Genomic DNA, 16,922 nt, shown 5'->3' with positions numbered 1-16,922 from the left:
GCACCGCCGGCTCACTCGGTCGAGCGCGGGGCGCGGAGCACCCGGGAGGCGACGACGAGCGCCGCGGCGACGAGCACAACGTTCTTCGCGATGTACTGGCCGAGCAGCGTCGGACCGGCGGCCGTGACGAGCTCGCTCGTGAAGAACACGATGGGCGAGAAGATCCCGACGAACGCGACGGCGAGCATGGCGAGGCCGAAGCGGGCGAAGACGCCCGAGATGAGCGCGACTCCGGCGACGGTCTCGATGACGGCCGTCAGCACCATCGCGAGCTGCCCGCCGACGAGACCGAACGTGAGGACGCCCCACGTCGCCTGGACGAGCGGCTCGACGGGGCTCACCCCCGGGATGAACTTCAGGACGCCGAATGCGACGAACACGGCGCCGAGGGCGACGCGCAACGCGGGGATGCTCCAGCGCAGCAGGAACGCCTTCAGGGCGGCCTCGGCGGCCGATGCCCGAGCGAGTACCGGCGCGAGACGGTCGGCCAGGTGGCGGTGCGGGACGGGGTGCAACCCGGTGTGGGCGGAGAGGGTGGACATGGCGGTGCTCCTTCCAGAGCGATCGTTTCGGTGGCGGCCGCCGCGAACGGGCGACCATTCCAGTGAATCGACGCCCGGACGGCGGTGGATCCGGGCTCGCGCGGGTCTTGGGCGAGGGCTGGTCCGGGCCGCCCGGCGGGGCATGCCCCGGCCTGCGCTCAGGGCGGACACGGCGTTCCACCCCGTTCGGGGGCCGCCGCACGCCGCCCGGTCGTGGTGCGATCGCTCATGGCCGACGTGATGGTCGCGGCGATGCCGTTCCACGGGCACGCGGGGCCGCTCGCCGCCGTCGCCGGCGCGTTCGTGGCGGACGGCCACCGCGTTCGCGCCTACACCGGCGCCGCCTACGAGTCGGCGTTCTCGGCGGTCGGCGCTGACGTGATCCACTGGCGGTCAGCGCGCGATTTCGACGAGCACGACCCGTCCGGGTCGTATCCGGAACTGGCGGGCCGGCGCGGGCCGAGGCAGATGCTCGCCAACGTGGAGCACCTGTTCGTGCGGTCGGGCGCCGGCCAGTGCGCGGACCTGCTCGAAGCGTGGAGGGTGCGCCCGTGGGACGCCGTCGTGGCCGATGCGACCTCGCTCGGTGCCGCCTTCGCCGCCGAACGCACGGGCACCGCGTGGGTCTCGGTGAGCACCACCCCGCTGGCGCTGCCGAGTCGGCGGCTTCCGCCGCCCGGGCTCGGGATCGCACCCGCCCGGAACGCTGCCGAGCGAGTGCGCGACGCAGCGCTCCGGGGTGCAGCGCGGTCGGCCACCCGCGGCATCCAGCGTGCCTATCGCGACGAACGGACCCGGGCCAGCCTCGGACCGGGCAGGGCCCGGTTCGACGAGGCGACCGCGTCACCGGACCTGGTGTGCGCCGTCGGGGTTCCGGAACTGGAGTACCCGCGCGAGGATCCGACCGGTCGCATCGTGTTCGTCGGCGAGCTCGCGAGTCGTTCCCCGACGCCCGGACCCTTCCCGGCGCTCCCCGAGTGGTGGTCGGAGGTCGTGCGGTCCGCAGTGCCCGTGGTGCATGTCACCCAGGGCACGCAGAACCTCGACCCTTCCGACCTGATCGCTGCGACGTTCGCGGCGCTCGGCCGCCAGCCGGTGCTGGTCGTGGCGACCACCGGGCGGCCCGATGACGCGCCGCTGCCCTTCCCGACGCCGCCGAACGCGCGCGTGGCGGGGTTCGTGCCGCACGCGGCCCTCCTCCCGCACGTGGACGTGATGATCACCAACGGCGGATGGGGCGGCGTGCTCGCCGCGCTCGCGCACGGCGTGCCGCTCGTGGTCGCCGGCGGCGACCTCGACAAGCCGGAAGCGGCGGCGCGCGTCGCCTGGGCGGGCGCCGGGATCGACCTGCGCACGGGACGACCGCGACCACGCGCCATCCTCGACGCGTGGCGCCGCGTGTCCCGGGACGCCGCGATTCGTGGCCGGTCGCGTGAGCTCGCCGCGCGATTCGCCGAGCACGACGGCCCGGCGGAGGTGGTCGCGCACACGCTCGCACTCATCGAGCGCGTGCGCGCACGCGACCGCGGGTGATCAGCCCTTCGAGTGGGAGATCGCCGCGAGCAGGCCGTTGACGAAGCCCGCGGAGTCGTCGGTCGAGAGCACCGTCGCGGCCTCGACCGCCTCGGAGATGGCCACCGCGTCGGGGACCTCGTCGTTGTAGAGGATCTCCCACACGCCGATGCGCAGCAGCGCTCGGTCGACGGCCGGCATGCGCTCGAGGGTCCAGCCCCGCGAGTTCGTCGTGATGACCTCGTCGATCTCGTCGCGGTGGTCGACGACGCCGTCGACGATCTCGCGCGCGTACAGCCAGGAGGCCTGACGCTCCGGTTCGTTCACCGCGCGCTCCGCCTCGGCGGCGAGCAACTGCTCGACCGGCACCTGGCGCATGTCGGCGGCGTAGAGCAGGTCGAGGGCGCGCTTGCGCGCCTTCGTACGGGCGCTCACTAGTCGTTCACGCGGCCGAGGTAGTCGCCCGAGCGGGTGTCGACCTTGACCTTGGTGCCGGTCTCGAGGAACAGCGGCACCTGGATCTCGTAGCCGGTCTCGACGGTGGCGGGCTTGGTGCCGCCGGTGGAGCGGTCGCCCTGCAGGCCGGGCTCGGTGTACGTGATCTCGAGCACGACGGACGCGGGCAGCTCGATGTAGAGCGGGTTGCCGTTGTTCAGCGCGATGGTCACGGCCTGGTTCTCGAGCATGAAGTTCTTGGCGTCGCCGACGACCGTGGCGGGGACCGTCAGCTGGTCGTAGTCGGTCTGGTCCATGAACACGAAGCCGTCGCCGTCGCTGTAGAGGTACGTGAAGTCGCGACGGTCGACGTTCTCGATGTCGACCTTGGCGCCGGCGTTGTAGGTCTTGTCGACGACCTTGCCGGTGACGACGTTCTTCAGCTTGGTGCGCACGAACGCACCGCCCTTGCCGGGCTTGACGTGCTGGAACTCGACGACGCTCCAGAGCTGGCCGTCGATGTTGAGGACGACGCCGTTCTTGATGTCAGCGGTGCTTGCCATGGGTGATCCGTTCGGTGGAGGACGGGGAAGTCGAAGGCGCACGACGCGGCGTGCGACCGATCGAGTCTAGTCGAGAGCTACGGATGCCGCAGGAGCCAGTCGATCGCGAGGCGGTACGACTCGGCACCGAAGCCCGCGATGACGCCCGTCGCGACCCCGGAGATCACGCTCGTGTGCCGGAACGCCTCGCGCGCGTGCGGATTCGACAGGTGCACCTCGACGAGCGGCACCCCGGCGGTCTTCAGCTGGGCCGCGGCATCCCGCAGCGCGTAGCTGTAGTGCGTGAACGCGGCCGGGTTCAGCACGACCGGCGTGCGACGGTCGACGGCCTCGTGGATCCAGCGAACGAGCTCGGCCTCGTCGTCGGTCTGGCGCAGGTCGATCTCGACGCCCTCGGGCACGGATGCCGCGAGCCGGTCGCCGATGTCGGCGAGCGTCTCAGCGCCGTACACCTCGGGCTCGCGCGAGCCGAGTCGGCCGAGGTTCGGCCCGTTGAGCACGAGGATCGTCGTCATGCTCGAAGCCTAGCGGCGCGGCATCCGTCGCCCCGGTCGCTCAGGACGCGATCTCCTGGTAGGCGGCGAACAGCAGCGACTGGTCGGGCGCGAGCATGACCGTGGGCTTGGCGAGGTCGTCGAGCACGATGAACCGGAGCTGGCCGGCCCGCGCCTTCTTGTCGCGCTGCATCGTGGCGAGGAGGGTGTTCCAGCGGCCGGCCGGGTACGAGGTGGGCAGGCTCAGCAGGTCGAGCACGCGCTTGTGGCGGTCGGCGACCTCGTCCGACAGACGTCCGGAGAGGCGGCCGAGTTCGGCGGCGAACGCGAGGCCCACCGCCACGGCCGCGCCGTGGCGCCACTGGTACCGCTCGGCGTGCTCGACCGCGTGGCCGAGGGTGTGGCCGTAGTTCAGGATCTCGCGGAGCCCTGCTTCCCGGAAGTCCTCGGAGACGACCTCGGCCTTCATGCGGATCGCGAGCTCCACCACCCGGCGGAACTCCGGCGTCGTCGGGTCCGTCGCGGCATCCGGGTCGGCCTCGATCACGTCGAGGATCTCGGGATAGCGGATGAACCCGGCCTTCACCACCTCGGCGAAGCCCGCGAGGATCTCGTTGCGCGGCAGGGTGTCGAGCAGTTCGAGGTCGCAGAGCACCGCCGCCGGGGCGTGGAAGACGCCGACGAGGTTCTTGCCCTCGTTGGTGTTGATGCCGGTCTTGCCGCCGATCGCCGCATCGACCATGCCGAGGACCGTCGTGGGCAGCTGCACGATCCGGACGCCGCGGAGCCACGTCGCCGCGACGAAGCCCGCGAGGTCGGTGATCGCTCCCCCGCCGAACCCGACGATCACGTCGGTGCGCGTGAAGTCGGCCTGACCGAGGATCTGCCAGCAGAACGCCGCGACCTCGACGCGCTTGGCCTGTTCGGCGTCGGGCACCTCGGCGAGCAGCACCTCGTAGCGACCAGCGAGCGACTCGCGCAGCGCTGCGGCGCGCGCACCGAGCGTCGGCGGGTGCACGATCAGCACCTTGGCCGCGGCCGAGCCGATCGCGTCGCCCACGCCGGCCAGCAGGTCGCGGCCGATCACCACGTCGTACCCGGCGTCGCCCTCACCGCCCACTCGGATGGTGGTCGCTCCGGTCTCGCTCATGCACGTGCCCCTGCCCACTCGGTGATGCGGTCGACGATCCGCGCGACCGAGCGACGCGAGGTGTCGATGGTGAGTCCCGCGACCTGCTCGTACAGCGGGCGCCGCTCGTCGCGGATGCGGATCCAGCGGTCGAGCCCGCCGTCGGCCAGGAGCGGTCGGGTGCCTCCCGAGAGCCGGGGTGCGACGGCCTCGGCCGACACCTGGAGCCAGACGACCGGCACGCTCGCGAGGTCGTCGCGCGTGTCGGCGTCGAGCACGGCGCCGCCGCCGAGCGAGACGATCGCCTCCTCGCGGAGCGCTTCCGCCACGACCTCGCGCTCGATGATGCGGAAGTACTCCTCGCCCTCGCGGGCGAAGATCTCGTCGATGGGTCCGTAGCGCTCGACGATCCGCTGATCGGTGTCGACGAACGGCGCACCGACGGATGCCGCGAGCCGAGCGCCCACGCGCGACTTGCCGGCGCCCATGGGCCCCACGAGCACGATCGGCAGCGGCACGACCCGCGGCGCACCGGTGCCCGGCGTCGACTCAGGCACGGACCGCATCGGACGCCGCCACCTGGCTCGCGAGCGAGTCCGGGATCGCGGCGAGGTACGCCTCGAGGTTGCGGCGGGTCTCGGCGACCGAGTCGCCGCCGAACTTCTCGAGCACGGCGTCGGCGAGCGTCAGCGCGACCATGGCCTCGGCGACCACGCCGGCCGCGGGGACTGCGCAGACGTCCGAGCGCTGGTGGTGCGCCGGCGCCGGCTCGCCCGTCGCCACGTCGACCGTGGGAAGGGCGTGCGGCACGGTGGCGATGGGCTTCATGCCGGCGCTCACGCGGAGGACCGTGCCCGTCGACATGCCGCCCTCGGTGCCGCCGGCGCGGTCGCTCGCGCGGACGATCCGCCCGTCGGCGAGGTGCAGTTCGTCATGCGCGGCGGAACCGCGACGCGTCGTGGTGAGGAAGCCGTCGCCGACCTCCACGCCCTTGATCGCCTGGATGCCCATGAGGGCGGCCGCGAGCCGCGCGTCGAGGCGGCGATCCCAGTGCACGTGCGAGCCGAGGCCCGGCGGCAGGCCGTAGGCCAGCACCTCGACCACGCCGCCGAGGGTGTCGCCGTCCTTGTGCGCGGCATCCACCTCGGCGACCATGCGCTCGCTCGTCGCCGGGTCGAAGCAGCGCAGCGGGTCGGCGTCGAGCGCGTCGACGTCGGACGGCATCGGCAGCGCGCTGCCCTCGGGCACGCGGACGGGCCCGATCGCGACGGTGTGCGACACCAGTCGGATGCCGAGCTCCGCGAGGAACGCGCGTGCGACGGCGCCGAGCGCGACGCGGGCCGCGGTCTCGCGGGCGCTCGCGCGCTCGAGCACCGGCCGGGCCTCGTCGAAGCCGTACTTCTGCATGCCCACCAGGTCGGCGTGGCCCGGACGCGGACGGGTCAGCGGCGCGCCGCGGCCCTTGCCGAGCGTCGCGGGGTCGACCGGTTCGGCGCTCATGACCTGCTGCCACTTCGGCCACTCGGTGTTGCCGATGCGCAGCGCGACGGGGCTGCCGAGCGTGAGCCCGTGCCGGACGCCGCCGGAGATCGCGAGCTCGTCCTGTTCGAACTTCATGCGGGCGCCACGACCGTAGCCGAGCTTGCGGCGCGCCAGGTCGGCGCGGATGTCGTCGAGGGTGACCGGGATGCCGGCGGGGAGTCCTTCGAGGATCGCGACCAGCTCGGGGCCGTGCGATTCACCCGCGGTGAGCCAACGGAGCATGCCCACCATCCTCCCACAGCCCGATCAGGCGGCCTGCCGCATGACGTCGAGCACGGCCGCCTCGTCGGGGAGCTCGGCGAGCGGGTCGCCCGTGAGGAAGACCCGCACCTGGAGCAGGGCCTGGTGGATGAGCATGCCGAGTCCGTGGGCGACGGCGCCGCCGCGCTCGGTCCACGCCGCCGCGAGCGCCGTCGGCCACGGCGCGTAGGCGACGTCGAGGAGCGGGGCCGCGGCGAGGTCGTCCGACGGCGTGACGCCGAGGTCGGTCCCGCCCGGGACGGTGCTGATCACGAGGTCGGCTTCGGCGCGGGAAGCGAGGTGGTCGAGCGGCCGCACGTCGACGACGAGGCCGAGCGCGTGGCCAAGGTCGACGACGGATGCCGCCCGGCCGGCGTCGCGCACGCACACCTCGACGCTCACGGCGCCGAGCTCGGCCATCGCCACGAGGGCCGATGCGGCCGTGGCTCCCCCGCCGACGAGCACGCCGTGTCGGATGGCGTGGACGCCGGCGTCGCCGAGCGCGCGCACGATCCCGCCGATGTCGGTGTTGAAGCCGAGCCGCCGGCCGTCGGGCGAGAGGAGCAGCGTGTTGACCGCGCCGGCCCGCTCGGCGAGGCGCTCCACCTCGTCGGCGAGGGCGAGGGCCTGGCCCTTCAGGGGCATCGTCAGCGACAGCCCGCGCCAGTCCGGACCGAGACCGTCCACGAACCGCGCGAGGCCGCCTTCGCCCACCTCGATCCGGTCGTAGGTCCAGTCGAGCCCGAGCCGCTCGTAGGCGGCGCGATGGAGGGCCGGGCTCTTCGAGTGCGCGATGGGCGAGCCCAGCACCGCGAGGCGGCGCCGGACGTCACCGGCGCCGGGCGCCGGCGTCGCGGCATCCGTCGGCATCTAGCCGTTCTCCTCGAGGTACTGGTAGAACCGCTGCACCGCCTGCTCGTGCTCGGCGAACGTCGCGGAGAACACGGTCTCGCCGGTCTCGAGGTTCACGGTCACGAAGTACAGCCACGGCCCCGGCTCGGGGTTCTGGGCGGCGTCGATGGCGACGTCGCCCGGGTTGCCGATCGGCCCCGGCGGCAGCCCCGGATGCACGTAGGTGTTGTACGGGTTCGACGCGTCGGCGCGCTCCGCGTCGGTCGTGGTGACGACCGAGTCGTCACCCGTGCCGTAGTGCACGGTCGAGTCGAACTGCAGCAGTCCGCTGTCGAACTGCGCCGGATCGAGGCGGTTCTGGATGACGCGCGACACCTTGTAGGAGTCGGCCTCCGAGCCGGACTCGCGCTCGATGAGCGAGGCGATGATGATGGTCTCCCAGCGATCCGCCGGGGCCACGCCGGCGGCGTCGAGCGACTGGAAGGTCCGGTCGACCAGGGTCTGGATCAGCTGCTCGGCCGTGACGTCGGGCCCGAACGTGTAGGTGGCCGGGAAGAGGAAGCCCTCCACGGACTTCGCCTCGGCGGGCAGCCCGAGCGCCTGGGGGTCGGCCGCGGCGGCCTGCAACTCCTCGAGCGGGATGCCCGTGGCCGCCGATGCCGCCTCGAGGGCGTCGCGCGCCCAGAGGCCCTCCTGGATGACGAAGGTGTTCTCCATCTTCGACGCGGGGTCGAGCAGGGCGTCGAGCGCGGCTTCGGCGCTCATCTGGTTCGCCATCCGGTACGCGCCCGGGTAGAACGTCGGCGCGGCATCGCGTGCGCTCATCTCGTCGATGAACGCCTCGGCGGAGGCCACGATGTCCTGTTCGGCGAGGTTCGCGGCGATGGTCTCGCCGCCGTCGCCGTCCTCGATCATGAAGACGACCTCGCCCGAGCCGGACCCGCTGTAGTCCTCCGGTGGCTGGAAGCGGTCGAGCACCGAGTTGATCGGCCCCTGCAGGAAGAACACCGCGGCGACCACGAGGCCGGCGAGCACCAGGAACGCCACGAGGCATCCGAGCGCGCCGCGACCGCGCCGGCGATGCTCGACCTCGTGCTCGTCGAGGTCGAGGTCGGCGAGGGCGCGCCGGTCCGCTCGGGAGGAGCGCGGCGCCGGGTCGTCGTCCCAGGGGTTCAGGAGGTCGGGTTCCGGACGCGTCGGCACCGGTTCCCGCCGGACGCGGGAGTCGGGCTCTGCGGAGGAGACCATGCGCTCGCGGGGCTCGCTGGGCTCGCGGCCGTCCGGCACGGGCGCCCGCTCGAACTCGTGCTCGGCGGTCCGCCGCTGCTCGGCCTCGGCGGCGCGTCGCTGCTCGGCCTCGCGGAGTTCGCGTCGGCTGCGTGGCGGCGGCGCGTCGTCCGCCGTGGACGCCGCGGGCTCCGGGCGGCGCTGCGGCGGAGGCTCTGGCACCCCCCTCGGCGGCGTGGGCGGAGCGCTGCCCGACAGGATGGCATCCCAATCGGAGGGAGGCTGCTGGTCGGAGCCGCGTCGTTGCTCTGGGGGGAGCTGGGTCACGGGGTCAGAGCCCTTCGTCGGCGGAGATCGTTCGTCCGGGAGCGGTGCCGGATGCCCGCTCGGCATCGATGGCGTGTTGCAGAATGATAACGGCTGCCGCTTGGTCGATGATGGGACGCTGCTTGCGCGACGACTTGCCGGCCGATCGCAGCGCCTGCTGTGCGCTCACCGTCGACATCCGCTCGTCGACGAGCCGGACCGCTGCACCGGCTGCCGCGAGCCGCTCGGCGAACGCCACCGCATCGTCGGTCGAGGCCGTCGACGTGCCCGACAGCGACAGCGGATTGCCGACCACCAGTTCGATCACCTCGTGCTCCGCCGCGAGTTCGAGGATGCGACGGATGTCCTCGTCGCCGTCTGCGTCACGCGCCACGGTCTCGACGGGGACCGCGAGGATCGCCGACGGGTCGCAGCGGGACACGCCGACGCGCGCCCGGCCCACGTCGATGCCGAGTCGCGCGCCGGGCCGCAACGTCATCGCGTGATCGCCGACCGTGCCGCCTCGAGCGCCGCGGGCACGGCCGAGAGGTCGTTGCCCCCGCCCTGGGCCAGGTCGGGCTTGCCGCCGCCTCCTCCGCCGAGCGCGCCCGCCATCGCCTTCGCGATCGAGCCCGCGTTCGCGCCGGCCTCGCGCGCGGCGGGCGAGGTGGCGGCGATGGCCAGCGGCTTGCCGCCGACCTCGCCGACGAGCGCGACGACGGATGCCGCATCGCCGAGTCGACCGCGCACCGCGGTCGCGAGCGACCGGAGCTCGTCGCCCGAGCCGAGCGCGCCCACGGGCTGGACCACCACGAGCAGGTCGCCGAGTCGCTCGGCCTTGCCCGCGAGGTCGGGCACGCGGTCGTTCAGCGCCTTCGCCTCGAACTGCTGGATGCGCTTCTCGGCGGCCTTCAGGCTCGACACCAGTTCGCCGATCCGGTCGACCAGCTGCTCGGGGCGCGTCTTGAGCGTCGAGGTCAACTCGTTCACCAGGGCGCGCTCGGCCGCGAATCGACGGAACGCGTCCTGTCCGACGAGCGACTCGACGCGACGGTTCGAGGCGCCGACCGACGACTCGCCGATGATGTTGATCATCCCGATCTCGGCGCTCCGCGCGACGTGCGTGCCGGCGCAGAGCTCGCGCGACCACGGACCGCCGATGTCAACGACGCGCACGACGTCGCCGTACTTCTCGCCGAACAGCGCCATCGCGCCGAGCGCCTTGGCCTCGTCGATCGGCATCTCGCGCGTGACGACCTCGAGGTTGTCGCGCACGGCGTCGTTGGCGATCTCCTCGATCTCGCTGCGCGTGGCGGTCGACAGCGCCTGGTTCCAGCCGTAGTCGAGCCGCAGGTAGCCGGCCTTGTTGAACGAGCCGGACTGATGCGCGTTGGGACCGAGCACCTGCCGGAGCGCGGCGTGCACCAGGTGGGTGCCGGAGTGCGCCTGGGTCGCGCCGCGGCGATAGTGCTCGTCGACCACCGTCGTGGCGGGCACGCCGACGCCGACCTCGCCCGAGGTGACCTTGACCGTGTGGCTGATGAGGCCCTTGACCGGTTTCTGCACGTCGAGCACCTCGAGGTCGAACCCGTCGCCGACGATGCGGCCCTGGTCGGGCGCCTGGCCACCGGACTCGGCGTAGAGGGAGGTCTCGGCGAGGATGACCTCGGCGGTCTGGCCCTGGGTGGCCTTCGTGGCGGGCCGCCCGTCGACGAGGATGCCGAGCACGGTCGAGTCGGTCAGGAGGTCGGTGTACCCGGTGAAGACCGTCTCACCGCGAGCCCGCAGGTCGGCGTAGACCGAGAGGTCCGCGAGGACCTTCTTCTTCGACTTCGCGTCCGCCTTCGCGCGCGATCGCTGGTCGGCCATGAGCGAGTCGAAGGCGTGCCGGTCGACCGACAGCCCGGCCTCCTCGGCCATCTCGAGGGTGAGCTCGATCGGGAAGCCGTAGGTGTCGTGCAGGAGGAAGGCGGTGTCGCCCGCGAGCAGGTCGGAGCCCGTGCCCTTGGTCTTCGCCACGGCCTGGTCGAGGATCGACGTGCCGGCGCTCAGGGTGCGAAGGAACGTCTCCTCCTCGCCGAGCGCGAGCTGCTCGATCTGGCGGTAGTTCTCGGCCACCTCGGGGTATGCGGCCTTCATCGCGTCGCGCGACGCCGCGAAGAGGCGCTCGAAGGTCGGTCCTTCGACGCCCAGCAGGCGCATGGCGCGGATGCTGCGACGGAGCAGGCGGCGCAGGATGTACCCGCGGCCCTCGTTCGACGGCGTGACGCCGTCGCTCATGAGCATGAGCGCGGACCGGATGTGGTCGGCGATGACGCGCATGCGCACGTCGTCGTCGTGGTCGGCCCCGTAGCGTCGGCCGGACAGGTCGGCGGCAGCGTCGAGGACCGGGCGCACCTGGTCGATCTCGTACATGTTGTCGACGCCCTGCTTGATGAACGCGACGCGCTCGAGGCCCATGCCGGTGTCGATGTTCTTCTTCGGCAGTTCCTTGACGATCCGGAAATCGGTCTTCGACCGCACGTCGTCGATGAGGTACTGCATGAACACGAGATTCCAGATCTCGACGTACCGGTCGTCGTCGGTCGCGGGGCCGCCGTCGGCGCCGTACTCGGGCCCGCGATCGAAGAAGATCTCGGAACACGGGCCGGCGGGGCCGGGCTGACCCGTGTGCCAGTAGTTCGTGTCCTTGCCGAGGCCCTGGATGCGGTCGTCGGGCAGCCCGGCGACGCGGCGCCAGATCTCGCGCGCCTCGTCGTCGTCCTCGTACACCGTGACCCACAGGTCGGCCGGGTCGAAGCCGTAGCCGCCGTCGGCCTCGGGCGTCGTGAGGAGCTCCCAGGCGTACTGGATCGCTCCCTCCTTGAAGTAGTCGCCGAACGAGAAGTTGCCGTTCATCTGGAAGAACGTGCCGTGGCGCGGCGTCTTCCCGACCTCTTCGATGTCGTTCGTGCGGATGCACTTCTGCACGCTCGTCGCCCGGTCGTAGGGCGCGGGCACCACGCCGGTGAGGTAGGGCACGAAGGGCACCATGCCGGCGACGGTGAACAGCAGCGAAGGGTCGTCGGACACGAGGGAGGCCGACGGCACGACCGTGTGGCCGCGAGCGGCGAAGAAGTCGAGCCAGCGCTGGCGGATCTCGGCAGTCTGCATGGTTCCGTTCTGGATCAGGGGGTGGCGGAGCGGCCCGCACGGCGGGCGAGGGCGTCGTCGCGCCCGAGCATCAGGACTGCTCGGCGGCGCGGAGCTCGGCCTCTCGGGCGTGGTAGCCCTCGGCGACCGCGCGGCCGAAGGCGCGCGCCTTCGCGTCGAGGCCCGCGAAGAACTCCCGGCCCTGCGCGGTGCGGTTGACCTGGTGCGCGACGGCGAAGCCGGTCGCGACGCCGACGGCGAACCACAGGATGCTCTTCACGTCTCACTCCTCGAGAGGTCGGGCGTTGCGGCGTGCGATGCGCACGCGTCCGTCCAGTCTAGGGTGTGCGCGGCACTCCCCGCCGGGACGACGAACGGGGCCGCGGCGAACCGCGACCCCGTTCGGAAACCGCCGACTAGCGGGCGGCGTAGTACTCGACGACGAGCTGCACGTCACAGGTGACGGGCACCTCGACGCGCTTCGGGCGACGCACGAGCTTCGCCTGCAGCTTGTCGAGCTCGACCTCGAGGTAGCCCGGGACCTTGGGGAGCACGTCGACGTGGCCGCCGGCCGCGGCGACCTGGAAGGGCTCGGTGCCCTCGGAGCGCTGCTTGACGCCGATGATCTGGCCCGGCTTCACGCGGAAGGAGGGGCGGTCGACGATGCGGCCGTCGACGGTGATGTGGCGGTGCACCACGAACTGGCGGGCCTGCGAGATGGTGCGGGCGAAGCCGGCGCGGAGCACGAGCGCGTCGAGGCGCATCTCGAGCAGCTCGACCAGGTTCTCACCGGTCAGGCCGTCGGTGCGGCGAGCCTCGTTGAACGCGATGCGGAGCTGCTTCTCGCGGATGCCGTACTGGGCGCGCAGGCGCTGCTTCTCGCGGAGGCGGACCGCGTAGTCGGAGTCCTGCTTGCGCTTGGTGCGGCCGTGCTCACCGGGAGCGTACGGGCGCTTCTCCATGTACTTGGCGGCCTTCGGGGTGAGGGCGACGCCGAGCGCGCGGGAGAGGCGGGTCTTGCTTCGGGACTGGCTGGTCACGATGTCCTTTCGGAAGATTCTCGAACGGTGTGGTTCCGGGCGCGCGAGGCGCCGGAAAGACTTGTCAGAGGGGTTCGCCACGGGCGGACCGGCTACAGGTCGCGCCCTTCGCCGTGGAAACCGCGCAGCCGCACGCGAGAATCTGGCTTCAGGCCAACGGAAATGCTACCACGAACGCCCGGCTCAGCGTTCACCGCGCACGATGCGCCGCAGCTTGCCCAGTCGGGACGACACGTCGCGCTCATTGCCGTGCTCGGTCGGCGTGTAGTACACCGCCCCGCGCAGCGGGTCGGGCAGGTACTGCTGCGGGACGACGCCGATGGGGTCGTCATGCGGGTAGACGTAGCCCTTGCCGTGCCCCAGCCGCTTCGCGCCCGGGTAGTGCGCATCGCGGAGGTGCTTCGGGACCCGGCCGGCCTTGCCCGCGCGCACGTCGGCGATGGCGCGGTCGATGCCCACGTACGCCGCGTTCGACTTCGGCGCCGTCGCGAGGTGGACGACCGCCTGCGCGAGCGGGATGCGCCCCTCCGGCATACCGATGTACTGCACCGCGTCGGCGGCCGCGACCGCGACCCCGAGGGCCGTCGGATCGGCCATACCGATGTCCTCCGAGGCCAGGACGATGATGCGTCGCGCGATGAAGCGGGGGTCCTCCCCTGCCTCGATCATGCGCGCGAGGTAGTGCAGGGCCGCGTCGACGTCGCTGCCGCGGACCGACTTGATGAAGGCGCTGATCACGTCGTAGTGCTCGTCGCCGTCGCGGTCGTACCGCAGGAGGGCGCGATCGACCGCGCGGGCGACCGTCTCGGGCGTGATCACGGGAACGGCGGGCTCGTCGCCGTCGACGGATGCCGCGGCATCCGCGTCGTCGCCGTCGACCGACGCGGCGCCCGAGCCCCCGGCCCGTTCTGCCTCGGCCTCGGCCTCGGCCGTCGCCGACAGCGATGCGGCCTCGAGCGCCGTCAGGGCGCGCCGTGCGTCGCCGGAGGCGAGCCGGATGATCGCCGCACGCGCCTCGGGCGCGAGCGCGACCCGCCCGGCGAGGCCGCGGGGGTCGGCGACCGCTCGGTCGACGAGCATGCCGAGGTCGTCGTCGTCGAGCGTCTCGAGGGTGAGCAGCAGCGACCGCGACAGGAGCGGCGAGATCACGGAGAACGAGGGGTTCTCGGTCGTCGCGGCGACGAGGATGACCCAGCCGTTCTCGACGCCGGGCAGCAGGGCGTCCTGCTGCGCCTTGGTGAAGCGGTGGATCTCGTCGAGGAACAGCACGGTCGAGACGCCGTAGAGGTCGCGGTTGGCCCGCGCCTCCTCCATGACCTGGCGGACGTCGCGCACACCGGCGGTCACGGCCGAGAGCTCGACGAACTTGCGCCCCGACGACCGCGCGATCGCCTGCGCGAGCGTCGTCTTGCCCGTGCCGGGCGGCCCCCAGAGGATGACGGAGACCGCGCCGGACTCGCCCGTCCGGTCGGCGGCGAGCGCGACGAGGGGCGAACCGGGCGTGAGCAGGTGGCGCTGACCGGCCACCTCGTCGAGGCTCCGCGGCCGCATGCGCACCGCGAGCGGCGTCGCGCCCGAGCGCAGGCCCGCAGCCGTATCCACCATGCCGATCAGCGTAGCCGCGGCATCCGACAGCGCTTCCCGGCCACCGCTCGGCGGAGGCCGCGGCGATTGGCACCCCGACGCCGCCGTTGCGTAGAGTTCCGTCGCAGGATCCCGAGAAGGAGCAGCGTGGCAACGAACGACCGTCAGGCGCGCGAGGCGCGCGCGAGACTGCGCACCTACCAGGCACGGCAGGAGGTCCACGCCCGCTCCGTCCGCCGTCGGCGGCGCGACAACGTCATCGCCGGCATCGCCCTCGTCGTCGTACTGGCGCTCGCCACCGCCGCGCAGCTCCTCTACTTCGACGGCGGCCCCGGCTCGCCCGAGGCCGAGCCCACGGCCACTCCCGCAGCGACGGAGACGCCCCAGCCGGTGCCCTCCGCCGAGCTCGCGGGCGACCGCACGTGGGTGGGCGCGCTCACGCTCAACGACACCACCCTGTCGATCGAGCTCGACGGCGCGGCCGCCCCGCAGGCGGTCTCCAGCACGATCAGCCTCGTGCAGTCCGGCTTCTACGACGGCCTCGGGTGCCACCGACTCACCACCGAGGGCCTGTTCGTGCTGCAGTGCGGCGACCCGAACGGCGACGGCACCGGCGGCCCGGGCTACACGTACGGTCCCATCGAGAACGCGCCCGAGGACGGCGTCTACCCGGCCGGCACCATCGCGATGGCCCGTCAGGCGGGCGACGCCGAGAGCCAGGGGAGCCAGTTCTTCATCGTCTACGAGGACACGACCCTGACCGCGGACGAGGCGGGCGGCTACACGGTCATCGGGCGCGTGACCGACGGCCTGGACGCGCTCCGCAGCGAGATCGTCGACTTCGGCACGGTCGACGAGGCACCGGACGGCCAGCCCGTCCGACCCGTCACCATCACGTCCTTCGACGTGGAGTGACCGACCGGCGAAGCGCCCTCCGCGCCGCCTCGACGCGGGCGCCCGCCACCGGCCGCCGACGATTCTCGGGGTGCAATAGGCTTGATGCCGTCATCCGCCGCGCATGCGGCATCCGACCGACGACAGGGTGAGTCCGTGACCGATTCAGCACAGCAACCGTGGGGCCGCGTCGACGAGACGGGCACCGTCTTCGTGCGGACCAGCGAGGGCGAGCGCGAGGTCGGGCAGTACCCCGACGCGACGCCGGAGGAGGCGCTCGCGTACTTCGAGCGCAAGTACTCCGACCTGGCGGGCGCCGTGGCGCTCCTCGAGCAGCGCGTGCGTCGCGGTGCACCGGCAGCGGATGTCGCCAAGGCCGTGGCCACGCTGCAGGCCAACGTGGCCGACGCGCACGCGGTCGGCGACCTCGAGTCACTCCAGCGCCGCCTCGAGGCGCTGTCCGGCACGACCCAGGAACTCACGGCCCAGCAGCAGGCGGAGGCGAAGGCCGCGGTCGAGGCGGCGATCGCCGAGCGCACCCGCATCGTCGAGCAGGCTGAGGCGCTGGCCGCGCAGGACCCGGCGAAGACGCAGTGGAAGCAGACGAGCGCCGAACTCGACGCCCTGTTCGCCGCCTGGCAGAAGCACCAGCAGGAGGGCCCGCGCCTGCCCAAGGGCGAGGCCAACGACCTCTGGAAGCGGTTCCGCACCGCGCGCTCGACGATCGAGCAGCACCGCAAGGCGTTCTTCGCCGAGCTCGACGCCGCCCACCGCGACGTGCGCCAGCGCAAGCAGCGCCTCATCGAGCGCGCCGAGGCCCTCGCGCCGCGCGGTGCCGACGGCGTGGCGGAGTACCGCTCGCTGCTCGACGAGTGGAAGCTCGCGGGTCGCGCGGGCAAGAAGGTCGACGACGCCCTGTGGGCGAAGTTCAAGGCCGCCGGCGACGTGCTCTTCCAGGCGAAGGCCGAGATCGACGCGAAGGACGACGAGGAGTACCGCGCGAACCTCGAGCAGAAGCTCGCACTGCTCGACGAGGCCGACGCGTTGCTCACGGCGAAGGACCCGCGTTCCGCCCGCACCACGCTGAACGGCATCCAGCGCCGCTGGGACGAGATCGGTCGCGTTCCGCGCGACCAGGTGCGCACGATCGAGGACCGCCTGCGCAAGGTCGAGAACCACGTCCGAGCGCTCGAGGACGAGCGCTGGCAGCGCGAGGACCCCGAGAAGAAGGCGCGCTCCGAGGGCATGCTCGGTCAGTTGCACGACGCCATCGCCAAGCTCGAGGCGGAGCTCGCCGACGCCGAGGCCGCCGGCGACGCGAAGGCCGCGGCCGAGGCTCGCGAGGCGCTCGAGGCGCGCCGGGCCTGGCTCAAGGCCGTCGGAGGCTGACCACTCCCCCACGCATCGCCTCGGCGCCCGGTTCTCCACAG

17 protein-coding genes are annotated in these 16,922 nt (G+C 72.4%); 3 read left to right on the top strand and 14 right to left on the bottom strand.

Features of this window, described 5'->3' with window-relative positions:
* Positions 1–11: 11 nt before the first annotated feature.
* A complete protein-coding gene (locus AVP42_RS06475) occupies positions 12–542 on the bottom strand; it encodes a DoxX family membrane protein (RefSeq protein ID WP_082847047.1) in 531 nt (176 codons plus the stop codon).
* Between the two features lie 228 nt (positions 543–770).
* On the opposite strand from AVP42_RS06475, the gene AVP42_RS06470 reads away from it, so the two are divergent.
* Positions 771–2,075, top strand: a complete 1,305-nt coding sequence (locus AVP42_RS06470; RefSeq protein ID WP_067947420.1) for a glycosyltransferase — start codon at positions 771–773, stop codon at positions 2,073–2,075.
* Here AVP42_RS06470 and nusB read toward each other — a convergent pair whose 3' ends face one another.
* The 13 genes from nusB to AVP42_RS06405 all read right to left on the bottom strand — a co-directional run bounded on the left by nusB (position 2,076) and on the right by AVP42_RS06405 (position 14,619).
* Entirely contained in the window at positions 2,076–2,489 is a 414-nt protein-coding gene (nusB, locus tag AVP42_RS06465; protein ID WP_067947262.1) for a transcription antitermination factor NusB, read from the bottom strand.
* On the bottom strand, positions 2,489–3,052 hold the full coding sequence (efp, locus tag AVP42_RS06460; protein ID WP_067947260.1) for an elongation factor P: 564 nt from the start codon (positions 3,050–3,052) through the stop codon (positions 2,489–2,491). The genes nusB and efp overlap by 1 nt, the downstream gene beginning before the upstream one ends.
* Positions 3,053–3,129: 77 nt before the next feature.
* The gene (locus AVP42_RS06455; RefSeq protein ID WP_067947259.1) at positions 3,130–3,567 is read right to left on the bottom strand and encodes a type II 3-dehydroquinate dehydratase; all 438 of its coding nucleotides are present in this window, start codon (positions 3,565–3,567) and stop codon (positions 3,130–3,132) included.
* Positions 3,568–3,607: 40 nt separating this feature from the next.
* Positions 3,608–4,696: a 3-dehydroquinate synthase gene (aroB, locus tag AVP42_RS06450; protein WP_067947257.1), complete on the bottom strand. Its 1,089-nt coding sequence runs from the start codon at positions 4,694–4,696 to the stop codon at positions 3,608–3,610.
* The gene (locus tag AVP42_RS06445) at positions 4,693–5,232 is read right to left on the bottom strand and encodes a shikimate kinase (protein WP_231878560.1); all 540 of its coding nucleotides are present in this window, start codon (positions 5,230–5,232) and stop codon (positions 4,693–4,695) included. The genes aroB and AVP42_RS06445 overlap by 4 nt, the downstream gene beginning before the upstream one ends.
* Positions 5,225–6,439 (bottom strand): chorismate synthase, encoded by a 1,215-nt coding sequence (gene aroC, locus AVP42_RS06440; RefSeq protein ID WP_067947255.1) that lies wholly within the window; start codon positions 6,437–6,439, stop codon positions 5,225–5,227. The genes AVP42_RS06445 and aroC overlap by 8 nt, the downstream gene beginning before the upstream one ends.
* Positions 6,440–6,463: 24 nt before the next feature.
* The gene (locus AVP42_RS06435; RefSeq protein ID WP_067947253.1) at positions 6,464–7,327 is read right to left on the bottom strand and encodes a shikimate dehydrogenase; all 864 of its coding nucleotides are present in this window, start codon (positions 7,325–7,327) and stop codon (positions 6,464–6,466) included.
* Entirely contained in the window at positions 7,328–8,758 is a 1,431-nt protein-coding gene (gene mltG / locus AVP42_RS16230; protein WP_231878559.1) for an endolytic transglycosylase MltG, read from the bottom strand. It abuts the gene before it with no gap.
* Between the two features lie 109 nt (positions 8,759–8,867).
* Positions 8,868–9,335 carry a Holliday junction resolvase RuvX gene (gene ruvX / locus AVP42_RS06425; RefSeq protein WP_197466975.1) on the bottom strand — a complete coding sequence of 156 codons (468 nt, stop codon included), beginning with the start codon at positions 9,333–9,335 and terminating at the stop codon, positions 8,868–8,870.
* A gap of 2 nt (positions 9,336–9,337) precedes the next feature.
* Entirely contained in the window at positions 9,338–11,995 is a 2,658-nt protein-coding gene (alaS, locus tag AVP42_RS06420; RefSeq protein WP_067947250.1) for an alanine--tRNA ligase, read from the bottom strand.
* A 70-nt stretch (positions 11,996–12,065) separates the two neighbouring features.
* Entirely contained in the window at positions 12,066–12,254 is a 189-nt protein-coding gene (locus AVP42_RS06415; RefSeq protein ID WP_067947248.1) for a hypothetical protein, read from the bottom strand.
* Positions 12,255–12,390: 136 nt separating this feature from the next.
* Positions 12,391–13,014 carry a 30S ribosomal protein S4 gene (gene rpsD, locus AVP42_RS06410; RefSeq protein ID WP_067947246.1) on the bottom strand — a complete coding sequence of 208 codons (624 nt, stop codon included), beginning with the start codon at positions 13,012–13,014 and terminating at the stop codon, positions 12,391–12,393.
* Between the two features lie 183 nt (positions 13,015–13,197).
* Complete coding sequence (locus AVP42_RS06405; RefSeq protein ID WP_082847044.1) at positions 13,198–14,619, bottom strand: replication-associated recombination protein A; 1,422 nt, start codon at positions 14,617–14,619, stop codon at positions 13,198–13,200.
* Between the two features lie 126 nt (positions 14,620–14,745).
* Between AVP42_RS06405 and AVP42_RS06400 the strand changes: the two genes are divergently transcribed.
* Both AVP42_RS06400 and AVP42_RS06395 read left to right on the top strand, forming a co-directional pair.
* The gene (locus AVP42_RS06400) at positions 14,746–15,513 is read left to right on the top strand and encodes a peptidylprolyl isomerase (protein WP_067947244.1); all 768 of its coding nucleotides are present in this window, start codon (positions 14,746–14,748) and stop codon (positions 15,511–15,513) included.
* 135 nt (positions 15,514–15,648) lie between these two features.
* Positions 15,649–16,881: a DUF349 domain-containing protein gene (locus AVP42_RS06395; RefSeq protein ID WP_067947412.1), complete on the top strand. Its 1,233-nt coding sequence runs from the start codon at positions 15,649–15,651 to the stop codon at positions 16,879–16,881.
* Positions 16,882–16,922 lie beyond the last annotated feature (41 nt).

It is taken from the genome of Agromyces sp. NDB4Y10 (assembly GCF_001620055.1).
Lineage (GTDB): Bacteria > Actinomycetota > Actinomycetes > Actinomycetales > Microbacteriaceae > Agromyces > Agromyces indicus.
This window is presented reverse-complemented; position numbering and strand designations above follow the sequence as displayed.